Consider the following 21,959-nt stretch of genomic DNA (forward strand, 5'->3'; position numbering starts at 1 on the left):
TAAAGACCAAGCCCATAAAATCCACACTTGTTTGCGTATTCAAAACGTTTTTTTGTATTGACTATGAATTTTTCACATTCTTATCTTAAAAAAACTCTTTTAAAACTTGATCTATTTGTCATTCTACTTTTCAAGTCGAACTTTATTTAAAAATATGAGTTGTAGCAACTCTTCTAGCATCCAATTAAATTTTTTAATACAAATTACGAGAAAATGAACATATTGATACATGGCTAGAAGGTATAAAAACTTCATTTTTCTTCTTTTTATATATAAATTTTGAGCCTCTCATCAATAAAACATCTAACAATACTTGTAAAAACTAAAGAATGAATGAAGATAATTTTTTTAAATAATTTATTTGAAACAAATATTTATTAAAATTTAATCGATAAAAATCTAGCGAATGCTTGAATATTTGGTTTTTTATCGCGGGCTTTGCTAAATTATGGGCATAAGATGTTGTTTTTTGGTTTCAAGCACCTACGAAAATTGTAATTTTGAGCAAATTGATACATAGTCTTAACAAGAACATCGGCATTATACTGAGGGCTTGCTGGCAATAAGCCTGAGCGCCCCAATAATATATAAATTATGACTTTAAAAGGGAGTACATCATGAGTTTAGTTGTACCTGCTGAACATCCTGAAACCGTACATAACGAAACGGATCGTGTCGAGCGCATTTTAGTAGTCGATGACGATGTGCGTTTACGTACCCTCTTGCAACGCTTTTTAGAAGATAAAGGCTTTGTTGTAAAAACTGCCCATGACGCTTCGCAAATGGATCGTTTATTACAACGTGAGTTATTTTCTCTTATCGTTCTCGATTTCATGTTACCCGTTGAAGATGGTTTAAGTATTTGCCGACGCTTACGTCAGTCAAACATTGATACTCCTATTATCATGTTAACTGCTCGTGGTAGTGACTCTGATCGTATTGCTGGTCTAGAAGCTGGTGCAGATGACTATTTACCAAAACCATTTAACCCTAATGAGCTTCTAGCACGTATTCGCGCAGTATTACGTCGTCAAGTTCGTGAAGTTCCAGGTGCTCCAAGCCAACAAGTTGAAGTAGTTAGTTTCGGCCCATGGTCTTTAGATCTATCTACACGTACGCTTACTCGTGAAGGTCAAATCGTTACATTGACTACAGGTGAGTTTGCGGTATTGAAGGCTTTGGTACAGCATCCACGCGAACCATTAACACGTGACAAACTCATGAACTTGGCTCGTGGTCGTGAATGGGGTGCAATGGAACGTTCTATTGATGTTCAGGTATCTCGTCTACGTCGTCTGATTGAAGATAATCCAGCACGTGCACGCTACATCCAAACTGTGTGGGGCGTAGGTTATGTGTTTGTTCCAGACGGTGCTGAATAAGTTTGAGATAAAATAGAGTGACTTTAGAGCCAATTCCACCACAAAACTTTACCGATTACGTTACGTACTCAGAGCGTAAACGGACGAGGTGGGAACGTTTCCTCGACAAGATTAAACCACGTTCTGCTGCCATGCGTACCACTATTTTGGTACTGCTGGTGGTGTTCTTTAGCCTGTTTATGTCATTGTGGTTTTTTTGGCGCACTCTCTATTTACCAGAAATTCAACAACATGCCCGTTATCTGGCTGTTGAACTAGAACTGGTCAATAATCCTAATATTCGTATTTTACATGGTAATAACGAAGTTGATATCGATACCTGGTTACGTAATCGGGTTGGTATTGAATACATAACCGATCCTAAAGAATATCCTAGTGTCCGCGATAAAGTTATTGCCGAGTTTTTTACTAATCACGTTGAGCAGAAACTAGCCAATGAGATTGGCACTAAGGACGTTACGGTTTACTTCCAATTTAAACCAAGCCCTCGTATTTGGATTCAAACTCCTGAAATGCATGGTAATTGGGTCCGTGAGCCTCTAAAAACATATGCAAACTATAGCCCTGAACTATTAATTGGTTGGGTTGTGGGTGTTCCTTTAGCCTCAGCCATCATTATTTTGATTTTGGTTCGACAAATGAACCGCCCTTTGCGTCGTTTACAAAATGCTGCTAATGAATATAGTAAGTCAGGAACAGCGCCTTACCTAGATACCAATCATGGTCCACTAGAAATTCGCCAAGTAAACCAAGCCTTTAATCGCATGGTATATACCCTTGATCAAACCGAGCGTGAAAGACGGATTATGTTGGCTGGTATTTCACATGATTTGCGCACGCCCCTTACACGTATTCGTTTAACGGCAGAAATGTTGCCTGATGAGTTTTTTCGTGAAGGCTTGGTGTATGACGTAGATGATATGGATGCGATTTTAAATCAGTTCATCTCGTATATGCGCGACGGTTCGGATGAAGAATTAAAAGACACCAATATCAATATGTTATTGCAGGAATTAATTGTTCAGTTTAAACCGCTTGATATTCGTTTCGAAATGCAAGATGTACCGATTATTCCTGCACGTAGCCTCTCATTAAAACGTCTCATTGCCAACCTAATTAACAACGCAAAGCGTTATGGTGCAGAACCAATCGAACTCAGTGCAAAAGTTGAAAATGAACATATTTTGATTACGGTTGCCGACAATGGTGAAGGCATTCCCGAAGACCAAATTGAAGAATTAATGCAACCTTTCGTTAGAGGTAACGCTGCTAGAACAATTCAGGGTAGCGGTTTAGGTCTTGCAATTGTTAAACGTATTGTCGATATTCACCAAGGTGAGATCCAAATTCACAACCGTGAACAAGGTGGCTTAGAAGTTATTATTTCGTTACCTATCCCAAAACCAGCGGCTGAAGAAAATACCACGACAAATCCGTTAGAAAAAATTAAACAAACTTTAAGTGAACGCTTTTAATTTGATCGAATGATTATTTAAAGTGCTATTTTAAATTTTTAAAAAATATTTAAAATCAATAAAATATAAATCATAAAAATAAATTATACCCACATTTATTTAAAAAATTAGACCTTAGCCTAACACCTATGCACTTTTCATTTTTTCATAGCTAAAATCCCGTATGTTTTGACAATATTGAGGATGTCCAATGTCTTTAAGTCGTATTCGCCTAGCTTCTCTTCATGACAAGGTCATCAGTGCTGAACAAGCTGCGCAATTCATCGAAAATGGAATGACCGTTGGTATGAGTGGTTTTACTCGTGCCGGTGAAGCTAAAGCTGTTCCACAGGCACTTGTAGAGCATGCAAAGAAAAATCCGTTAAAAATCACGTTAATTACGGGTGCTAGCTTAGGTAATGACTTAGACAAACAACTCACGGAAGCAGGTGTTTTATCTCGTCGCATGCCTTTTCAGGTAGACAACACTTTACGCCGCGCAATTAACAACGGCGAAGTCATGTTCATTGATCAACACTTATCAGAAACTGTTGAGCAAATGCGCAACCAGCAATTGAAACGTCCAGACGTTGCAGTAATTGAAGCAATTGCAATTACTGAAGATGGTGGCATTATCCCGACTACCTCTGTAGGTAACTCAGCAAGTTTTGCTATTTTTGCCGAAAAAGTTATTGTTGAAATCAATACCTCTTTAAGCGAAAGCTTTGAAGGTTTGCACGACATCTACATTCCGACTTACCGTCCAACACGTACGCCAATTCCATTAACAAAAGTGGATGAGCGTATTGGTACAACAGCAATTCAAATCGATCCTACAAAAATTGTAGGTATTGTATTTAACGATACGCATGACTCACCATCAACAGTTACTCCTCCAGATGATGAGACTCAAGGTATTGCAAACCACTTAATTGCTTTCTTTAACAAAGAAGTTGCAGAAGGTCGTTTACCGAAAAACCTTGGTCCATTACAAGCAGGAATTGGTTCTATTGCCAATGCTGTATTAACAGGTTTAAAAGATTCTGATTTTGAAGACCTCATCATGTACTCAGAAGTACTACAAGACTGTACTTTTGAACTCATTGATGCAGGCAAAATGAAATTTGCTTCTGGTAGCTCAATTACCCTTTCAGCGAAATGTGGCGAAAAAGTTTTTGGCAATATCGAAGCTTACAAAGACAAATTAGTGCTTCGTCCGCAAGAAATTTCTAACCATCCTGAATTAGTTCGTCGTTTAGGGATTATTGGCATTAACACTGCGCTTGAGTTTGATATTTACGGTAACGTGAACTCAACTCACGTATGTGGTACAAAAATGATGAATGGTATCGGTGGTTCAGGTGACTTCGCGCGTAACGCACACTTAGCGATCTTTGTGACTAAATCAATTGCTAAAGGCGGCGATATTTCCTCTATCGTGCCAATGGTGAGCCACGTTGACCACAGCGAACACGACGTTGATATTTTAGTGACAGAGCAAGGTCTAGCAGACTTACGTGGCTTAGCACCTCGTGAACGCGCTCGCGCTATTATCAACAACTGTGTACACCCACTTTATCGTGATGCATTAAATGACTACTTTGACCGTGCATGTGCCAAAGGTGGACATACTCCTCACTTACTTCGTGAAGCATTGTCTTGGCATGCAAACTTTGAAGAGACAGGTCAAATGCTTCAAGCAGCACCAGTTGCAAAATCAGCTTAAATCACTGGTTTAATTCAAGCACTCCTTCGGGGGTGCTTTTTTATTTGTTTAAATTATTAATAAACACTGCTCAAACTCATATTTTTATTTTATCTTTTCAGCACATCAAAACAAAAAGTAGAAATCCGCATGTTCATTATTCGCCAATTTACAAATGCAGATCTGGATGATGTCGTTAATTTATGGGAAAGCTGCGGTCTCACCCGCCCTTGGAATAGTCCTGAAACAGATATTTTCAGAAAAGTTTCACAACAAGATGATTTATTTTTAGTTGCTATTAAGGATGAGCAACTCATTGGCACGCTCATGGGCGGTTACGACGGCCATAGAGGCTGGATTAATTATTTAGCTGTTCACCCCCACCAACAACGCTTAGGCATCGCTACAGCGCTTGTACAGCAACTTGAGAAGCGCCTCATCGCTCGTGGTTGCCCAAAACTTCAATTATTGGTGCGTAAAGATAATTTGAATGTATTGAACTTTTACGAACAGCTCGGTTACGACGAAGTAGAAGCCGTGTGCTTAGGCAAACGACTCATTAATGATAGTCCTCACGAGTAGATACAAGTTTTCAGTTGAGCCATTTTTAGAAAGTGAAGGTAATATTGGGGATAACCCTATTTGCTTGTGGATAAAATGAGATTTATACACAGCCAAGATTTCATATTTTTTATTAAATCAGCAGACATGAAAAAAGCCCCATACTTTAAAGTATGGGGCTTTTTCGAATATGGTGGCGAGACCCAGGATCGAACTGGGGACACACGGATTTTCAATCCGTTGCTCTACCTACTGAGCTATCACGCCGATGGCCTGTATTAAGCCGTATCTCAGAACAATAGTCAACAATTATCCTGAGTTTCTGATTTAAATGGATATTTTTTATACTTAAAAAAAATCCCTGATGGGATCAGGGATTGAAAACACAAATAATGGTGGCGAGACCCAGGATCGAACTGGGGACACACGGATTTTCAATCCGTTGCTCTACCTACTGAGCTATCACGCCGAAGTGGGCGTATTAAACAATGTTTATTAGTTAACGTCAAGTAACTTCCGCATTTTTTGTAACAAGTGATTATTTTTAAATCACAGTTACAGTAAAAATAGGCTTTTAGGTATGTAGTTTACCAATATGTGCTAAACAACGATGGATAGCCCCACATCCCGGTTCAAAAATTTTAACGCCATTTGATTCTTCTATACGGCAAGCTTCTTCAACTAAGCGCTCAGCGACACCACGACCACGGTTAGCAGGATGCACAACAATATATTCAAGAACCTTGCTTTCACCTTGTCCTGAAGACCAAATTGCACCTATAATTTTGGTGTTAAATTCCGCAGTGTATAGCGTGGTATACTGCTGTAAATCTTGTTCAAGTTGTTCAATCGCATCGTGCCCGTCACCAAACTCCGGACTTGTATCATACAAACGCTCAAGCTGATCACGAATCTCTGAATTATCTAGAGAACTATAAGCATGTACGGTAATAGGCATTGATTAACCCTCCTGAGCAAACTATGATGCTGTCACGAATTCGTCACAGCGAAATTGTCGTTAACATCCAATCATTTTTGACGTTTTTTTGAGGAACGTGTCCATGACGCAACGTATCAGTGAAGTGGTTAGAAATACCAATGAAACCAAAATTCGAGTTCGTTTAAATCTCGATGGTACTGGTCAAGGCACACTAAACACCGGAGTTCCATTTTTAGACCATATGATTGATCAAATCAAGCGACATGGCTTATTTGATATCGATATTCATTGTGATGGAGACCTTGAGATTGATGATCATCATACCGTAGAAGACTGCGGTATCACACTTGGACAAGCTTTTGCACAAGCTTTAGGTGATAAAAAAGGTTTAAAACGCTATGGTCACTTTTATGCACCATTAGACGAAGCTTTATCTCGCGTAGTGGTAGATTTATCTGGTCGTCCGGGTTTATTTATGGATATTCCATTTACTCGCGCACGTATTGGTACTTTTGATGTGGATTTATTTTCCGAGTTTTTCCAAGGTTTCGTAAACCATGCGCTTATGACCTTACATATCGATAATTTGAAAGGTAAAAACAGCCATCATCAAATCGAGAGTGTATTTAAAGCACTAGCGCGTGCTTTACGTATGGCATGTGAAGTTGATCCACGTGCAGAAAACACGATTGCATCGACAAAAGGTAGCCTCTAATGACACGTATCGCCTTACTTGATTATGGCATGGGCAATCTACACTCAGCAGCTAAAGCACTTGAGCATGTGGGCGCTACAGTCGATGTAACTAATGACCCAAAATTAATTGCACAAGCCGACAAAATTGTTTTCCCAGGTGTGGGGGCAATGCGTGACTGTATGCAAGGCATGCGCGAAGCAGGTATTGATGAAGTCGTACGCAATGCTGCTTTTAATAAGCCAGTTCTTGCGATTTGTGTAGGCATGCAAGCATTACTGCAAAGTTCTGAAGAAAATGGCGGTGTAGACGCATTAGGTATTTTTGACGGTGTAGTAAAGCACTTCCCTCAAATGGAAGGTTTGAAAGTCCCACACATGGGCTGGAACCAAGTTCACCAAATGGATCCAAGCCATCCAATGTGGAACAACATTGAACAAGATGCTCGTTTCTACTTTGTACACAGCTACTATGTTGAACCGAAAGATGAAAAGCTTGTGGCTGCAACATGCGAATATGGCGTGAACTTCTGCACAGCAATTCACAAAGATAATTTATTTGCGACTCAATTCCATCCAGAGAAAAGCCATACTACTGGTTTGCAGTTACTTAAAAACTTTGTGGAATGGAATATTTAATTTCACGAAAGCTTTAAACAGATCAGGTCTAGATGGCCTGATCTTTTTTTTTATTTATAATAACTACCAATCATTTATAGAATGATATTTTATTCAACAGAATATTGAATATTTATACTTTTAAATAAAACCAAATGAACAGGATAAACAAAATGAATTCACCTTTTGAAAATCAATCACTTCAGCAGGATTCACCCTTTAAGGCAAATGGTCGTTTTGGACGACTCTCTTACGCTGCTTGGACATTCTTATTTACACTCGTCCTCGTTATTGCCTTTCTGCTTATTGCTTTTACTTTCGGTCTTACACAAAATGAGGGCACCCCAGGTTTTACAGCGTCGGGCATCATCGCTATTGCCATTCTCTATATCGTTGGTATTTATATTAGCTTCGTATTTACTATTCGACGTTTGCATGACCGTAATAATACCGGATGGTTATCTTTACTCATGCTCGTACCAGTCGTGAACATTGGCCTTGCCATTTATTTATTCTGTGCAAAAGGAACTGAAGGCCCTAATGATTATGGACCAAAGCGTCCAACACCAAGCTGGGAACGTGTTTTAGGTTGGATCTATATTGTCATTATTCCACTCGCATTTGTTTTCGGAGTTATTGTTGCAATGATGGTTCCGAGTTATCAAAGTTATATCGAAAGAAGCGAAAGTATTGAAATTGGTACACCATCTCAGTCTCAATAATTTTTTAAAGTTTCGTAAAGCCTAGTTCTCTAGGCTTTATTCATATATAAAGGGAATAGCTCAATTTATTTGTACGCTGTGAAATATGTCCGAAGCCCTTCCCCTCCTCGACAAAGCCTCTATTCAACAGCTCCCACCTTTTAAAAATCTTAACCACCAAAATATTGTGGTGATTGAAAATATTGAGCAATGCAAAACTATTGAAGAAGAATTAAAAGCAGCGATCTTTTTAGGATTTGATTCCGAATCTAAACCGACATTTCGGGTGGGCGAAGTCTCGACAGGTCCACACTTAATTCAACTTGCCACTGAACATAAAGCCTATTTATTTCATGTCAATTCATCGACTTTAAAATTTTTGCAGCCTATTTTATCGAACCAAAAACAACTTAAAGTCGGCTTTGGTCTTAAAAATGATAAGCACATTTTTCATAAAAAAGGCATAGAGCTTGAAAGCTGCGTTGACCTTGCTAAAGGTTTTAGTCACTTTGGTTTTACTCAGCAAATGGGTGTACAAAAAGCCGTAGCACTGTTGTTTGGACAGTATCTTTCAAAGTCAAAGAAAGTCGGAACATCAAATTGGGCGCAAAAACCACTTACACTACAGCAAATCAGTTATGCAGCCGCTGATGCTTATGCAGCTCTACTGGTATTTTTAGAACTTCGTAAACAAAACTTAGTACCGGCTCACATTTCACAAACGATTCAAACCGCACTTCACGCGTAAAGTTATAAAAGTCTTTTCTAAGGCTTAGCGATTGATCAATACTTTGCTAAGATGTGCACAATTTCATAAACATGATGAAGCAAGGAGCGAAAGCATGCTAATCATTCCAGCAATTGACCTGAAAGATGGTAAATGTGTGCGTTTAAAACAAGGGCGTATGGAAGACGATACCGTTTTCTCTGACGATCCGGTTGCAACTGCCCAGCATTGGGTAAATGAAGGCGCACGTCGTTTGCATTTGGTCGATTTGAATGGTGCTTTCGCAGGTACGCCTATCCATAAACCTGTTGTTGAAGCGATTGCTAAAGCTCAGCCAGAATTACCAATTCAAATTGGTGGTGGTATTCGTTCATTAGAAACGATTGAACACTACTTAGAAGCTGGCGTGACTTTTGTCATTATCGGGACTAAAGCAGTTCAAGAGCCAGAATTTGTAGAAGAAGCTTGTAAGCGCTTTGCTGGCCACATCATTGTTGGTATTGATGCCATGAATGGTATGGTTGCAACTGACGGTTGGGCTAATGTTACTGACGTAAAAGCAACTGACTTAGCAAAACGCTTTGCAGATGCTGGTGTGTCTAGCATTGTTTATACAGACATTGCACGTGATGGCATGATGCAAGGTGTAAACGTTGAGCAAACTGTCAACTTGGCTCAATACTCTGGCTTACCAGTGATTGCTTCAGGTGGGGTAACGAACCTTGATGACGTTCGTAACTTAAAAGGCAAACCAGGCATTTTAGGTGCAATCACAGGTCGTGCAATTTATGAAGGCACTCTAAACCTTCGTGAAGCTCAGCTTCTGTTAGATGAAAACCGCCTTTAATTTTTAAGATGTAAAAAAAGAGCCTGTTTAGGCTCTTTTTTATTTTAATCATTTCTAATTTAATAGTTTTTCTAAATCGATCACCTCATCTGCCAGTTCCATTGCATAGGGTGAATGCGTAATCATAATCACGGACGGAACAACTTGCTGAATATATGCAAGTATATCTTTTGCAGTATCTACATCTAAAGCTGCGGTCGGTTCATCTAATATGATGAGTTGTGGGCGTGCTAAAAGACCCCGAAGGATACAAATTCTTTGCTTTTCTCCCCCTGAAAAATTCTTATAAATTTCAGTGAGATCATCATCGAGCGTTAACTGATGCTTTTTCAAAATATGCGATAGTTTAAACTGCTCAAGCATCTGAATTAAGTAAGAATCTTCATATATATACTGAGAGTTATAAACCAGATTTTCTCTTAAAGAATAAGGGAAAATAACAGTTTGCTGGGCAACATAGACCACTTCATCAAAAATATGCTTAGAAAAGTTATGACTGATATCGACATTTTTATAAAAAAGCTGCCCTGACTGAATCTGATATACTCCCATTAAATAATTCATCAGAGAAGTTTTACCTAGCCCTGTTTGACCAATCACGACATACGTTTTATTAGCCAAAATTGTTAAATTAAAATGGTCTACTGCTCTTTTTCCTAACGAAAATTTGGCATTTATAAATTGAAATATGACTTCGGAATGTTTAATGGTAGACGACGTATATTGCTCTTTCTTGAGATTAAAATATTGTCGGTATTTTGCTAAAGCCACAAAGTTGCCATTTAACCGCATCAAACTTTGGGAAACAGCCAAAAATGGATTGGTGAGTTGAATAATATAAGTACTTATCAATACGAAAGCCCCAGCTGTCAATTGCTTGTCAGTTGAAAGAAATACAGTAAATAACATAAAAATAAGTAAGAATAAAAAGATCATAAACAACTGAGAAATCATCAATAATCCTATTTTCTTATTTCTATCTTTTGCCGTTGTGATATATAAATTTAGAGTGTCATTAAATTTCGATAACTGAAACGGCACTGCATTTTTTACTTTAATTTCATAGGAGTTAGATATTTGATGTATTAAATGACTATTCACTAAATTGTCTTTTTCATACATAGCATCGAATAGTGAACTACTTCTTTTATTTATATAAAAGGAAACGATAAAAATAATAATAGCGACCAATAAAAAGCTAAAACTGAAAAGTAAACTAATGGTCGTAAACAAAACCGCAAAAATCATTACCAATTGGAAAATAATTGGTCCTAAATAAAAAGTTAACGTTAAATTAATCTCACCAAAAGCAGTACTTCCTCTTTCAAGATCACTCATTACTGTTCCAGCCTCGATTTGATCTTGTGCATCTTTTTTAAGATTTAAATAATTTTTTAAGCCTGCAGAAATTAATGATCCTTTGAAATCGACCATCAAATAAGCCCCAAAAATATTTTGCGTCCAATGGCATAACTCATTGACTAACCATGCGGTCGCGTAGGCAAGTACAAGTAGATATAAAAAATTAAATGGGAGTTGAATATTGAGTAAAAAGTTATATTCGTGTGCAGAATAATCGATAATAATTTTTAGCAAGTATGGCAATAAAGTCGTAAAAAATGCTGCAAATACCACTAATAAAAACATAAGAAACATACTACTTCTTTGTTTCTTATAGTTTTCTTTAGAAATATTCCAGATAAATTTATAGTTCTGAATATCTTGCGAACTTAATAAAAACTTCATTTCTCTATCTTTTTTCTGTTAAAACGATTTAAAAATAATTTCATTACACAAGAAATATCATAACTTGTCTTATTTATTGTTCTTCATGTTTTTTGTTTAAAACTAAACTTACAACTTTTTAAATAAGATAAATGTACGATATAAAACCGAATACTTCATATAATTTTGAAAAGACTTTAAAGTTAATACACCACATTACGAATAAATTTAAGCACTTGATTACCACTATTAATATAAGTGTAAGTCACTGAACTGGCATATATAATTGAAGAGCCAGCAGCTATAGTTTTTGAGCTATCTGCAAATTGTATCGTTAGCTCACCTTCTAATACATAAATCAGTTCTTGCCACCCTTCTGGGTCTGCTTCAGCAATATAAGACTCTCCTACTGCCAATGACCACGTCCAAAGCTCAACTTGGCTATGAGACGGAACTGAAGCCAGTAAAGTTGCTTTGCTTTCTTCTTTTTCACCTTGCCAAGCAAGTACATTAACCAAGGCTTGTTCTTTATGCTCGGGTGCGCTCACAATTGTTCTAAAGTCTACCCCCAACACTATCGCAATCGCGTCGAGTTTAGCCAAGCTGATATTGACTTGTCCTGTTTCTAAAGCAGCAATGGTACGTCTACTTACACCTGCCTGATCTGCCAATTCCTGTTGGCTTAAACCACGCTCATCTCTTAGTGAACGGATATTTGTGCCTACGTGCTGTAAAACGGTACTCGACTGGCTCATAGAATAGGTAGTAAAGAAAATTTGAGCAATATATTGCACAAAACTGAAGAATAGCGCAATATGTGCAGTATATTGCACAATTTATTTTAATTTTGAGTATGCCACCAATTTCTTTGAGTTCAAGCAAAGCCCCTCAGTTAGCACTCGTTTTAATTACTATGATTTGGGGTGGAACATTTCTTACAGTGCAATATGCACTGAATTTTACATCGCCTATGTTTTTTGTAGGCTGCCGATTTGCTGTAGCAGCGCTAACGTTATTGCTTATTTCATTCAAGAGCATGAAAGGCGTTACGTTAAAAGACTTAGGTGCTGGTACTGCAATTGGTGTAGTGATTGTAGGCGGTTATGGAACTCAAACGATTGGCCTGCAAACCATTCCGAGTAGTGAGTCAGCTTTTTTAACGGCGCTTTATGTTCCACTTGTTCCTATTTTAATGTGGCTCATCTTTAGAAAGACGCCACATGTCATGACTTGGGTGGGAGCAGCTTTGGCCTTTGCTGGTCTTGTTTTATTAACAGGTAATGGTTTTGAGCAAATTTCATTAAGTTTTGGGCAGCTTTTAACAGTACTTGGCTCAGTTGCGATTGCTTTAGAAATTATTTTTATTAGTTACTTTGCTGGAAAGGTAAATTTGCGCCGTGTGACCATTATTCAACTTGCTGTCGCGTCTCTACTTTCGTTTGCCGTTATGCCTGTGGTGGGTGAGCATACGATTCCAGCATTTTCATGGCCACTTGTACTCCTTGCTGTTACATTAGGTTTAGCAAGTGCACTGATTCAATTTGTGATGAATTGGGCTCAGCGTATGGTTGATCCTTCACGTGCTGCGATTATTTATGCAGGAGAGCCTGTTTGGGCAGGAGTTATTGGCCGAATCGCAGGTGAGCGATTACCAGTTATTGCTCTTTTTGGCGGTGCTTTAGTGGTGTTAGGTGTTTTAGTCAGTGAGTTAAAACTTAAGTTACCCATTAAAAAAACTAAAAGAATTCGAGAATAAAAAAAGAGAGCTTAACGCTCTCTTTTTTTATATCTATTATTTTTTCTTTAATAAAATGCAGGGCTCGTAGTACTCAACCGTCGGCATTGGATCATAAAATGGATGAAGCAATTTCTTCCATTCCTGATAAGCCTCAGACTTTCTAAACCCTTCTGTATGATGCTCAATCTCATCCCAAGAGATCATTAGAATATAATGATGTGGGTCAGTTGCATGTCTAATGAGCTGGACAGCATTGAAGCCCTCCATTGGATAAACAATATGTTTTGCCTGCTCGAATGCTTTAAGAAATGCTTCACTTTGCCCAGGCTTTATACTCAAATGCACATGTTCAATAATCATGATTTATTGATACATCGGACGATTGTCGTTTAATGCAATCAAACCGCGAATTGCACGATATACAATCCAGATCCATGCCGCTGTAATCACGCCCACACAGAATACGGTCGATGAGATCGCAACACCTGCAAATAAATCGGTATTTTCACCTGTAAAGAACAAGAAAATAAACGGCAGAAAGGCAATAATATTCCAAGCCAGATACCACCAAAATGTTCTGATTTGCCAAGTAAAGTGACTCGCAAAAATTGAACCTTGTACATCGGAACGTTTTACGTAGTTAATAATTAAAGCAATAATCGCAAGTAAGCCGCCCGTAAAAATGGCAACAATATAAAGTACATACAAAATAAGTGTTAAAGTACGATTTGGATCTTGGTCGATAGAACTATTCATTTTTATACCTCTCAAGTTTAATAAAACAATTTACTTTTACGATCCCCGCAAAACGTTTAAAGGAGAAATTAGCCACAAAATCAAAAGTAAATGAAGGAATATGGTACAAAAATAAATCTTACGAAATGGTTGTTTTTGTGTTTTATGTCTCAGTTTTTGTTGTGCCCACCATGCAGCTGGCCAACCACCTAAAAAGCTCACAATATGTAAAGTCTGTTCAGGAATACGGCGATTGCCTAGTTGTGCGGCTTCTTTATCTTGTGAATATAGCCAATAACTTAAAGCATTCATCATTAAAACAAACAACAAAGTATAGGCTGGTAAAGTATGGATAAAACTCATAATGCCCATTAGAACAAAATAAAATACGATGCACATTTGCATGGCAGACCATGGTTTTGCCTGAAATGAAGATTCTGTTTTTGCTGACTTTGAAGCTTTACGCGTTTGTGATGCCTTTAAATAAGTGACTTGCTGGGCACGGAAGCGACCTCGCTCATCTAAAATGACCAAATACTCTAGTGCACAACCAATAATTGGCCGAGGTCCGGGGCGTGCAAAATCTTTGATATGCAAAAAGACTCGCTCTTTTTCAGCATCATCCGGCTGAATAAAGCCATAACCTTTTTCGTCGAACCATTCGACTAAACGCCCCTGATCTCGCATCTCTATTCCTTTTATGCTTTTACATGGCTTAAACGGTCTTGCATCATTGCTCGCATTTCTTGCGGGTCTTTTTGCAAAATGTCGTCGCCAGTACGTCCTTCTTCTTTATTTTTTTGAGCAACTTGCAAACGCATTGACCAAAAACGGCATGCTGCCATTGCTAAGAATACATCTAAACATTCAAGTTCATCTGAAGTAAGCACACGAACTTTTTGGTATGCCGCTAAGTAAGCTGCCACTTTGTCTGAGTTTAAATGTGCTGCTGGATATTCGGTACAAAAATCATTGATGGTAATCGCAATATCAAACAGCAATTCATCTTGATTTAACTCGTAAAAATCTAAAATACCTTGTAATTGATCACCTTCAAACAATGTATTGTCGCGGAATAAATCTGAATGAATAAAACCTGTTGGTCGGTTTGAATACTGTGCTGTTTTCGCATTAAACGCTTGATAGACCTGCTCAAGTAAAGCTTGGTCATCTTGAGTCATATTTGGCTTAAGCTGCTCTGCAACGCCTGTCCAGTATTGATGATCGCGTCTATATTCACGCTCAAGCGGAAAATCTTGTAAAGCCACATGAAGTTTCGCCTGTGCATCTGCAATTGCTGCAACTTGTGCTACTGTGGTTTGCATGGGATGGTGACCCATGAGACGTGGTGCAATCTGTGCAGGCTTGTCTGCAATCACGTGAACCGCTTGCCCGCTATGTTTTAACGGTACAGCAACGGGTACATCATGAGTCCCCAATTGTTCAAGTACAGGAATAAGTTCACCTGCCCCCTGTGCATCTAACTCTTCAAACACGGTAAGTACATACTGTTTGCGGTTTACATCAACCAAAAAATAATTGGTGTTTTGAATACCTCCCTGAATTGGGTTCAGCTCCAACACCTCTAATCCATAAGGTGCAGCAAAGGTGCGAACTTCATCTAAACTCAACGGGGTATAAACCGACATGGAAAACCTGCAAAAAACATCTGTGAAGTTTGATAGAATACCTCTTCCCTCCATGAAGGTGTAGCGCCTGTGTAGGAACTTTCACCAACGGCGATTATTTTTGGAAAAAGCTATGCTTGCTAAACGTATTATTCCTTGCCTAGACGTTGATAACGGACGCGTAGTTAAAGGCGTTCAATTCCTCGATATTCGTGATGCTGGCGACCCTGTTGAAGTGGCACGTCGCTATAACGAACAAGGTGCAGACGAAATTACTTTCTTAGACATTACCGCTACACATCATGGACGCGATACCACTTACCGTACTGTTGAACGTATGGCCGAGACTGTATTTGTGCCATTAACTGTCGGTGGTGGTGTACGTAAGGTTGAAGATATTCGTGCGTTATTAAATGCAGGTGCAGACAAAGTGAGTATTAACTCGGCTGCCGTATTTAACCCTGAATTTGTTCAAGAAGCATCTCAGCACTTTGGCGCGCAATGTATTGTGGTTGCAATTGATGCCAAAAAAACTGGTGACAACAAATGGGAAATCTTTACTCACGGTGGCCGTAAACCAACGGGTATTGATGCCATTGAATGGGCTGTGAAAATGGCTGACTACGGTGCGGGCGAGTTACTCATTACCAGTATGGACGCCGACGGTACTAAAGCAGGTTACGATATTGCCTTAATGCGTGCCATTAATGACCGCGTGACCATTCCAACGATTGCCTCAGGCGGTGTAGGTAACTTACAACACCTTGCAGACGGTATTTTACAAGGTGGTGCCGATGCGGTATTGGCAGCAAGTATTTTCCACTTTGGCCAATATACGATTCCAGAAGCTAAACAATACTTAGCTGATCAAGGCATCGAAATGCGCTTGTAAGCGCATTGATAATAAATGGGGCGATATGCCCCTTTATTTTTTTATGCAGCACCGTCAACCGAATTTATGTCGTTAACCAGTTGAGGCTTTTCTTTTTTCTCGACCCATTTTGCAGGGAAGATTTTTTCTACAGCTTGAGAGAGTGGCTTAGCAAGCACTGTAGGTAACCGTATCCCCAAAGGATTTTGTTCTTTTAAATCTGCCGAAGACACCACACGTGTTCCCATCACATAATCAAACCAAGGCTTAGTCACACACCAATTGGCGTCTTGATTAGAGTTCATGTGGTGGTCGTAGTGCCACGGAATTTTACGCTTTGCCCAGTCAGGCTCTAAATGTGCACGGCGATGAATATAATAATAATTACCAGCACTGTACCAAGCCGCGAGTGCCATGCCTTTTGAAAACGGGTAAAACATTGCACTTGAGACTGTTGCCACTACCGCAAGAGAAATTAACTCATTTTTAGTTCGCCAGTTGCCAACGCCTTCAACATAGCAATCATCATGAAATTGTTGTTTGCGTACTTCACGATGGTGTGCCCAATGTGACTCCATGCTTCTTGGCACTGGGCTATAGCGCGGTTGTCCAGCACGGTGCACACCATGCAAAATATATTTGTGTGCCACCCATTCAAATGCATTTGCAACTGCAATTCCTGCAATAAACCCTTTTAACATCACCTAACTCCTTTTTCTTTTTATTCAGCATATAAAATTCGTTATGCTAGATATTGACCAGAATTTATGGTTTCATTGACAAATCACGACAAGAAAGAGGTGGTCACGGATGCCACAACTAAAAAATTATACAGGCTCGGTGTATGGAGGGCTGGGACATCTATTAAAAGCTTATTGTGAAGCAAATGAGTTAGTGATTCCTGAACAATTAGAACACATTCAAAATCTGGAACGTTTTGACTATGTGGTTTGGCGTGACCTATTAGAAGTGATTTATAAACTAGACCCGAAGCCCGGTTTAGGCCTAGAAATTGCCAAATATGTGCAACCCAAACACTTAGGAATTATTGCCTACCTTGCACTCTCTTGCGATAACTTAGGGGAAGCCTTAATTCGTTATCATGACTTTCATCGTCTGATTTATGACGGAAGTCCATTAGTTGTTGAACTACAGGGACAATATGCTTCTATTCGTTGGGAAGCGACTGAGCTACACCCCACTCAGCTGACCGATGAAATCGCGATTGCGCTGGTCATTCAGTTCTTACGTCTTTTTATGTCTCATGAAGATGTACATTTACATGAGGTACGTTTCTTAAATACTGCCCCTAAAAATATCAGGGTGTACGAGCAGTACTTTCAATGTCCCGTTCGTTTTAGTCAGCCACGTACTGAGTTACTCATTCCAATTACAGAAATTCATAAGCCGCTTAGCAGCGCCGACCATACATTACAGCAGCTATTGGTTCAGCAAGCACAAGCTTTGTTAGAGCAATTACCAAATTCAACCCAACTCGATCAGCGCTTACAGCATTCAATTTTAACTGGCTTACAAAAGGGTCAATATCAAATTGAATATATTGCAACACAGTTAGGACTTTCAGTTCGGCAGCTCCAACGCCATTTACAACAACAAAACACCACCTTTCAAGAGCGTGTACAACAAGTTCGCTTTATGCTGGCAACCGAATATTTAAAAGACCCTCATTTAAGTTTACAAGAAATTGCCCTTTTGCTTTGCTACTCAGAACAAAGTGCTTTTCAAAGAGCTTTTAAACATTGGACCAATCAAACACCACAACAATGGAGAGATCATTTTTTAGACAAAGAATAACCAACCAAAACTTACAAATCTTTTCTTGATTAAAACAACACTGAAAACAAAAATTTCATATAGTCACATGCTTAATTTTTTGTGACATATTTCACACTAATTAAAAAATAGATCAATAGATGAGTAATCACAATGAATAAATATTTTGCTGAATTCTTAGGTACGTTTTGGCTAGTCTTTGGTGGTTGTGGTAGCGCTGTATTAGCCGCAGCTTTCCCTGAACTTGGTATTGGCTTTGCAGGTGTAGCCCTTGCCTTTGGTTTAACCGTACTCACTGGTGCTTATGCTTTAGGGCATATTTCTGGTGGACATTTTAATCCCGCGGTGAGTGTCGGTCTTTGGGTCGGCGGTCGTTTTGATATTAAAGATTTAATTCCTTACATCGTTGCACAAGTAGTCGGCGCGACTGCTGCTGCATTTGTTCTTTATATTATTGCTCAAGGACAAGCTGGCTTCACTGGTGTAGGCGGCTTTGCTTCAAATGGTTTTGGTGATTTATCACCAAATAAATTTGGTTTAGGTTCTGCTTTTATTATTGAAGTGGTCCTTACTGCTTTCTTCTTAATTGTTATTTTAGGATCAACACATGGTCGTGTACCTGCTGGTTTTGCGCCTATTGCGATTGGTCTTGCATTAACACTTATTCACTTAATCAGTATTCCAGTGACAAATACTTCGGTGAACCCTGCACGTAGTACAGGTGTTGCATTCTTTGCTCAAAATGGTGCTTTAAGTCAATTGTGGTTGTTCTGGGTAGCGCCGATTTTAGGTGCTGTGATTGGTGCGATTATTTATAAAGTGGTTGCTGGAGATAAAGATTAATTCTTTATATCTATAGCCTTAATCTGCTATCGCGGTGGGTGACATGGATGTCACCTGTTGAGCAGGGGTACACGGAAGTGCCCTCTGTTCAACAAAGCCTTTTGTTTACTTTTGGGCTTTCAAAAGTAAGAAATGTCTATACAAACTCGATAAGATCCAACATGGTATTAAAGACTGTATGGCAGCATGACTATGCTCAACACCACACATAGAATGCATAAATTATAAAAACGGATTATTCACTTCTTGTTCAGCTGGTCGTTCAATTTTCTCAGGCAATTCTTCTTTTTCCAAAGCTGCAACCACATCTTTTAAAAAGCTCTGTAGTGCCTTTGCCTGCTCTAAGCCTACTTTGTCTTTAGTAATTTGCAAATTGCCATAAATGCTCACGCAATCGACATCATTTTCTAATGTTAAATCTTCAATTGAAGAAGACTCTGTACCCTTTTCAAATGGCTTAAACATAAGTATGTCTCGTTGTTATATCTTCACAGTGTAATACGATCAATTTAAAAAAAATCAATCAAAATTAAAAGTGCCGATAAAATTAAAAAAGCGCCCATCAAGATATTAAAATATTTCAAACGGTTGCCCTGATTGAGCACCACTGAAAATTTATCACCGCAAAATCCCCAAAAGAACAAACACACATAACAGGTGAAAAAATAAATAACGATAAAAATCGGCAACGCCTGCGGATTTTCAATGCTGGTAAACATGGTTATACCCGATACACAAGCTAACCACGCTTTAGGGTTAAGCCACTGTAACAAGAACCCATCTTTAAAATTGGGAATAATGATCTGTTCGACAGGATCACTTGAAATAGAAATATTTGCAGCAGAAAGAATAATTTTAATCCCGATATAACAAACAAAGAGCGTTCCACAAATCGCAAGAATTTTTAAGACAACTGGAAATTGAGTTAATACACTTTGCAGGCCAAACGCCATAAAAATCAAAAGCAAAGTAAAACCAATGGTAGCGCCTGAAATATACGGAACTGATCTTTTTAAACCATGATTTAAGCTGGTCGATAAAATGACGGTATTGACGGGACCCGGGGTAATAGACATAGCAAAAGAAAAAAGAAACATCGAGGCAAACATTGTTATTGTCCTTATTCGAATAAATGGATAAACAGACAGATCTGTATGCTCATCTTATTGTATTGAATAAGAACTGTGCAACAATGTTTACATGCGAGTTATTTAATGATTTGCAAGAAATAGTTCACCAAGGCTTCTACTAATTGTTTCACAATCGCCTTTCTAGTTTCTTCATCAATACTTGGAACTTTTGATTCCATAGGTTCAGAAGACGTACTTTTTTGCTTTTTAAACTGATCTTGTAATGCGTGAATCTGATCTTTAGTTAAATCTTGTTCACACTGGCTTTCTCCATCCCAGTGCAAATAATCTAATTTCTGATTTGGCTTAACTTGGCTAGATGTTAATGGCAGACGATAAACATTACGTTTTTGTTGTTCGGTAAGTTGGGGAAATAAGTTAATTCCTAACTTTTCTTCCAAATAACAAACACTCACAACTTTGACCTGCTGCGAGTTGTTATTTGGTGCATAGTAAGCGCCAATTGCACCCGTTTTAGGATAATAAACAGCTTTATATACGGCGCTTGGAACAATAACACCACGCCCAATCGTTTTGAGTCGTTGACCCTCAAAAATTGGTCCCGTCACAATATAGGCATCTTGCTTTTGCTTAGTAACCACAGCACGTGTAGCGTCTTCAAGCTTACGCCAAACTTCCTGATTATTTTTAGGGGCCTGCGGAACCATATTACTGAGCGAGAAGCTATCGTACTGCGAGTCTTTAGTTGGCATATCACCATTTGGGGACATGTGCCCACGGTCATAGCCTGAGCCACGATAATCGCTTAACAATGAACGGTGACGCTCAGGAACACGTGTTTCTTCGTGGAAATTATCTTCACGTTTAATTTTAGTGCTTAAACGTTCTGGACTTAGATATTCAGCTGACCATAACGGCGTTTTAGACATACCCGAGTACAGAACATTGAAGCCATTAAAACACAGTGCATAACTGTCTTTTTTTAAACTTTCTTTATTTAGGGCAGGTGGAACTTCACGATAAAACTGATTTAGACAAGTCGAGTTAGTACTTAAAGGCGAAAACCATTGTGAAATTTTTTCACCGCCAAAAGCGATGGCAAAGCTTCCTGCTGCCACTCCGGCAAGTACAATTTTGCCAAAATGCTCGCTTAAAGAAAAATCACCGAAGATGCCTGAACTACTTTTTTTGCTTGCCATGTTTCTATCAATACCACTGTCCACACGCAGCTTAACAATCCTGCTTTTTTAAGTATATCGCTTATCTTTCAAATGGTTAAAACATGGTCATCTTTTTTGTAACTCCATTTCCCCTTACGTAACAATCTGTTGGGATTGTGAGGAACTTTCACTATTGAATTGGGTTAATTGCGTATCTTTCATTGAAAAGCCCTCATGCCTTATGACATGGTTAGCTCCACAAATTTGGATAAAAATACAAACGGAGTCCATTTAATGATCCATTCAAAGATTATTGGTATTGGCGTAATTGCTGGACTGTGCAGTATGGCAGCGCTAGCTGAACCTGCGGTCCAACCAGGTGAAACTTTAGAAAGTTTGTCTAAAGTAAAAGTCACTACAACCGTCAATGGCCAGCCTGGCTCTATTAGTGATTTAGTGAATAGTGGGAAAGTACAACCTGTTTCTGCTCCGCCAACAGGTGCAGCCCCTACGGGTGCTCCTATACCAGCTGATGTACCTCCTGCTCCTCCAGCAGATGCACCACCAGCACCTCCAGCGGGCGGTGATATGGCTGCTCCAGCACCACAAGACCCAAATACTCCACCACCACCAGCCGACCCAAACCAGTCTGCGGACCCAATGGCAAAAGATGGTGCTTTACCAGCAGATGCACCAATGGCACAAGCTCAATAATCAGAGCCATAAAAAAACCAAGACAGATGTCT

25 protein-coding genes, 2 tRNA genes and 1 pseudogene are annotated in these 21,959 nt (G+C 39.0%); 15 read left to right on the plus strand and 13 right to left on the minus strand.

Going from position 1 to position 21,959, the window contains the following annotated elements; all coding sequences use genetic code 11:
- Positions 1 to 617: 617 nt before the first annotated feature.
- The 5 genes and pseudogenes from ompR to ACLCEG_RS10630 all read left to right on the plus strand — a co-directional run bounded on the left by ompR (position 618) and on the right by ACLCEG_RS10630 (position 5,123).
- Entirely contained in the window at positions 618 to 1,382 is a 765-nt protein-coding gene (gene ompR / locus ACLCEG_RS10610; protein ID WP_000060753.1) for a two-component system response regulator OmpR, read from the plus strand.
- A gap of 17 nt (positions 1,383 to 1,399) precedes the next feature.
- Positions 1,400 to 2,857, plus strand: coding sequence for an ATP-binding protein (locus ACLCEG_RS10615; RefSeq protein WP_019458448.1), 1,458 nt, complete (start codon positions 1,400 to 1,402; stop codon positions 2,855 to 2,857).
- Between the two features lie 62 nt (positions 2,858 to 2,919).
- Positions 2,920 to 3,012 (plus strand): annotated as a pseudogene (locus ACLCEG_RS10620) (hypothetical protein); the annotation flags it as partial.
- Positions 3,013 to 3,047: 35 nt separating this feature from the next.
- Positions 3,048 to 4,562, plus strand: coding sequence for an acetyl-CoA hydrolase/transferase family protein (locus tag ACLCEG_RS10625; RefSeq protein ID WP_410567449.1), 1,515 nt, complete (start codon positions 3,048 to 3,050; stop codon positions 4,560 to 4,562).
- 129 nt (positions 4,563 to 4,691) lie between these two features.
- Positions 4,692 to 5,123, plus strand: coding sequence for a GNAT family acetyltransferase (locus tag ACLCEG_RS10630; RefSeq protein WP_039251061.1), 432 nt, complete (start codon positions 4,692 to 4,694; stop codon positions 5,121 to 5,123).
- A gap of 170 nt (positions 5,124 to 5,293) precedes the next feature.
- Here ACLCEG_RS10630 and ACLCEG_RS10635 read toward each other — a convergent pair.
- The 3 genes from ACLCEG_RS10635 to ACLCEG_RS10645 all read right to left on the minus strand — a co-directional run bounded on the left by ACLCEG_RS10635 (position 5,294) and on the right by ACLCEG_RS10645 (position 6,060).
- Positions 5,294 to 5,369 (minus strand) — tRNA-Phe (locus ACLCEG_RS10635).
- Between the two features lie 126 nt (positions 5,370 to 5,495).
- Positions 5,496 to 5,571, minus strand: a tRNA-Phe gene (locus ACLCEG_RS10640).
- A gap of 105 nt (positions 5,572 to 5,676) precedes the next feature.
- On the minus strand, positions 5,677 to 6,060 hold the full coding sequence (locus ACLCEG_RS10645; RefSeq protein WP_019458451.1) for a GNAT family N-acetyltransferase: 384 nt from the start codon (positions 6,058 to 6,060) through the stop codon (positions 5,677 to 5,679).
- 103 nt (positions 6,061 to 6,163) lie between these two features.
- On the opposite strand from ACLCEG_RS10645, the gene hisB reads away from it, so the two are divergent.
- The 5 genes from hisB (at position 6,164) to hisA (ending at position 9,628) form a co-directional block, all read left to right on the plus strand.
- Positions 6,164 to 6,757, plus strand: a complete 594-nt coding sequence (gene hisB / locus ACLCEG_RS10650) for an imidazoleglycerol-phosphate dehydratase HisB (protein ID WP_002116767.1) — start codon at positions 6,164 to 6,166, stop codon at positions 6,755 to 6,757.
- Positions 6,757 to 7,374, plus strand: coding sequence for an imidazole glycerol phosphate synthase subunit HisH (hisH, locus tag ACLCEG_RS10655; protein WP_410567451.1), 618 nt, complete (start codon positions 6,757 to 6,759; stop codon positions 7,372 to 7,374). Before hisB ends, hisH begins: the two co-directional genes overlap by 1 nt.
- A 152-nt stretch (positions 7,375 to 7,526) precedes the next feature.
- Positions 7,527 to 8,075: a DUF805 domain-containing protein gene (locus ACLCEG_RS10660; protein WP_410567453.1), complete on the plus strand. Its 549-nt coding sequence runs from the start codon at positions 7,527 to 7,529 to the stop codon at positions 8,073 to 8,075.
- Positions 8,076 to 8,160: 85 nt separating this feature from the next.
- Entirely contained in the window at positions 8,161 to 8,802 is a 642-nt protein-coding gene (locus ACLCEG_RS10665; RefSeq protein WP_410567455.1) for a 3'-5' exonuclease, read from the plus strand.
- 94 nt (positions 8,803 to 8,896) lie between these two features.
- Complete coding sequence (hisA, locus tag ACLCEG_RS10670) at positions 8,897 to 9,628, plus strand: 1-(5-phosphoribosyl)-5-[(5-phosphoribosylamino)methylideneamino]imidazole-4-carboxamide isomerase (protein WP_002052186.1); 732 nt, start codon at positions 8,897 to 8,899, stop codon at positions 9,626 to 9,628.
- 54 nt (positions 9,629 to 9,682) lie between these two features.
- Here the strand turns inward: hisA and ACLCEG_RS10675 are convergent, their stop codons facing one another.
- Both ACLCEG_RS10675 and ACLCEG_RS10680 read right to left on the minus strand, forming a co-directional pair.
- Complete coding sequence (locus ACLCEG_RS10675; protein WP_410567457.1) at positions 9,683 to 11,374, minus strand: ATP-binding cassette domain-containing protein; 1,692 nt, start codon at positions 11,372 to 11,374, stop codon at positions 9,683 to 9,685.
- 182 nt (positions 11,375 to 11,556) lie between these two features.
- The gene (locus ACLCEG_RS10680) at positions 11,557 to 12,108 is read right to left on the minus strand and encodes a helix-turn-helix domain-containing protein (protein WP_025465219.1); all 552 of its coding nucleotides are present in this window, start codon (positions 12,106 to 12,108) and stop codon (positions 11,557 to 11,559) included.
- Between the two features lie 98 nt (positions 12,109 to 12,206).
- Here ACLCEG_RS10680 and ACLCEG_RS10685 point away from each other — a divergent pair, with 98 nt between their 5' ends.
- The gene (locus ACLCEG_RS10685) at positions 12,207 to 13,109 is read left to right on the plus strand and encodes a DMT family transporter (protein WP_025465220.1); all 903 of its coding nucleotides are present in this window, start codon (positions 12,207 to 12,209) and stop codon (positions 13,107 to 13,109) included.
- A 36-nt stretch (positions 13,110 to 13,145) separates the two neighbouring features.
- Here ACLCEG_RS10685 and ACLCEG_RS10690 read toward each other — a convergent pair whose 3' ends face one another.
- From ACLCEG_RS10690 to ACLCEG_RS10705, 4 genes are read right to left on the minus strand one after another with little or no spacing between them, the layout of a single operon-like run.
- Positions 13,146 to 13,451: an antibiotic biosynthesis monooxygenase family protein gene (locus ACLCEG_RS10690; RefSeq protein WP_077166023.1), complete on the minus strand. Its 306-nt coding sequence runs from the start codon at positions 13,449 to 13,451 to the stop codon at positions 13,146 to 13,148.
- A 3-nt stretch (positions 13,452 to 13,454) separates the two neighbouring features.
- Complete coding sequence (locus ACLCEG_RS10695; protein ID WP_019458458.1) at positions 13,455 to 13,847, minus strand: DUF4870 family protein; 393 nt, start codon at positions 13,845 to 13,847, stop codon at positions 13,455 to 13,457.
- Between the two features lie 36 nt (positions 13,848 to 13,883).
- The gene (locus tag ACLCEG_RS10700) at positions 13,884 to 14,513 is read right to left on the minus strand and encodes a DUF1294 domain-containing protein (protein WP_410567459.1); all 630 of its coding nucleotides are present in this window, start codon (positions 14,511 to 14,513) and stop codon (positions 13,884 to 13,886) included.
- An 11-nt stretch (positions 14,514 to 14,524) separates the two neighbouring features.
- Positions 14,525 to 15,475 (minus strand): homoserine kinase, encoded by a 951-nt coding sequence (locus ACLCEG_RS10705; RefSeq protein ID WP_240287588.1) that lies wholly within the window; start codon positions 15,473 to 15,475, stop codon positions 14,525 to 14,527.
- A gap of 112 nt (positions 15,476 to 15,587) precedes the next feature.
- Here ACLCEG_RS10705 and hisF point away from each other — a divergent pair, with 112 nt between their 5' ends.
- A complete protein-coding gene (gene hisF / locus ACLCEG_RS10710; RefSeq protein WP_017386435.1) occupies positions 15,588 to 16,346 on the plus strand; it encodes an imidazole glycerol phosphate synthase subunit HisF in 759 nt (252 codons plus the stop codon).
- A gap of 41 nt (positions 16,347 to 16,387) precedes the next feature.
- Here hisF and ACLCEG_RS10715 read toward each other — a convergent pair whose 3' ends face one another.
- Complete coding sequence (locus ACLCEG_RS10715) at positions 16,388 to 17,026, minus strand: hypothetical protein (protein ID WP_410567461.1); 639 nt, start codon at positions 17,024 to 17,026, stop codon at positions 16,388 to 16,390.
- 109 nt (positions 17,027 to 17,135) lie between these two features.
- Between ACLCEG_RS10715 and ACLCEG_RS10720 the strand changes: the two genes are divergently transcribed.
- A complete protein-coding gene (locus ACLCEG_RS10720; RefSeq protein ID WP_191010584.1) occupies positions 17,136 to 18,140 on the plus strand; it encodes an AraC family transcriptional regulator in 1,005 nt (334 codons plus the stop codon).
- A gap of 132 nt (positions 18,141 to 18,272) precedes the next feature.
- Positions 18,273 to 18,962 carry an aquaporin Z gene (gene aqpZ / locus ACLCEG_RS10725; protein WP_410567463.1) on the plus strand — a complete coding sequence of 230 codons (690 nt, stop codon included), beginning with the start codon at positions 18,273 to 18,275 and terminating at the stop codon, positions 18,960 to 18,962.
- A 222-nt stretch (positions 18,963 to 19,184) separates the two neighbouring features.
- Here the strand turns inward: aqpZ and ACLCEG_RS10730 are convergent, their stop codons facing one another.
- The 3 genes from ACLCEG_RS10730 to ACLCEG_RS10740 form a co-directional block, all read right to left on the minus strand.
- Positions 19,185 to 19,427: a hypothetical protein gene (locus ACLCEG_RS10730; RefSeq protein WP_410567465.1), complete on the minus strand. Its 243-nt coding sequence runs from the start codon at positions 19,425 to 19,427 to the stop codon at positions 19,185 to 19,187.
- A gap of 44 nt (positions 19,428 to 19,471) precedes the next feature.
- Positions 19,472 to 20,071, minus strand: coding sequence for a LysE family translocator (locus ACLCEG_RS10735; RefSeq protein WP_004705089.1), 600 nt, complete (start codon positions 20,069 to 20,071; stop codon positions 19,472 to 19,474).
- Between the two features lie 98 nt (positions 20,072 to 20,169).
- Positions 20,170 to 21,252 carry a DNA/RNA non-specific endonuclease gene (locus ACLCEG_RS10740; RefSeq protein WP_039251040.1) on the minus strand — a complete coding sequence of 361 codons (1,083 nt, stop codon included), beginning with the start codon at positions 21,250 to 21,252 and terminating at the stop codon, positions 20,170 to 20,172.
- Positions 21,253 to 21,507: 255 nt separating this feature from the next.
- Between ACLCEG_RS10740 and ACLCEG_RS10745 the strand changes: the two genes are divergently transcribed.
- Complete coding sequence (locus tag ACLCEG_RS10745; RefSeq protein ID WP_004705086.1) at positions 21,508 to 21,927, plus strand: hypothetical protein; 420 nt, start codon at positions 21,508 to 21,510, stop codon at positions 21,925 to 21,927.
- The last annotated feature ends 32 nt before the right edge of the window (positions 21,928 to 21,959 follow it).

It is taken from the genome of Acinetobacter sp. H1(2024), assembly GCF_046557555.1.
GTDB classification, from domain to species: Bacteria; Pseudomonadota; Gammaproteobacteria; order Pseudomonadales; family Moraxellaceae; genus Acinetobacter; species Acinetobacter seifertii.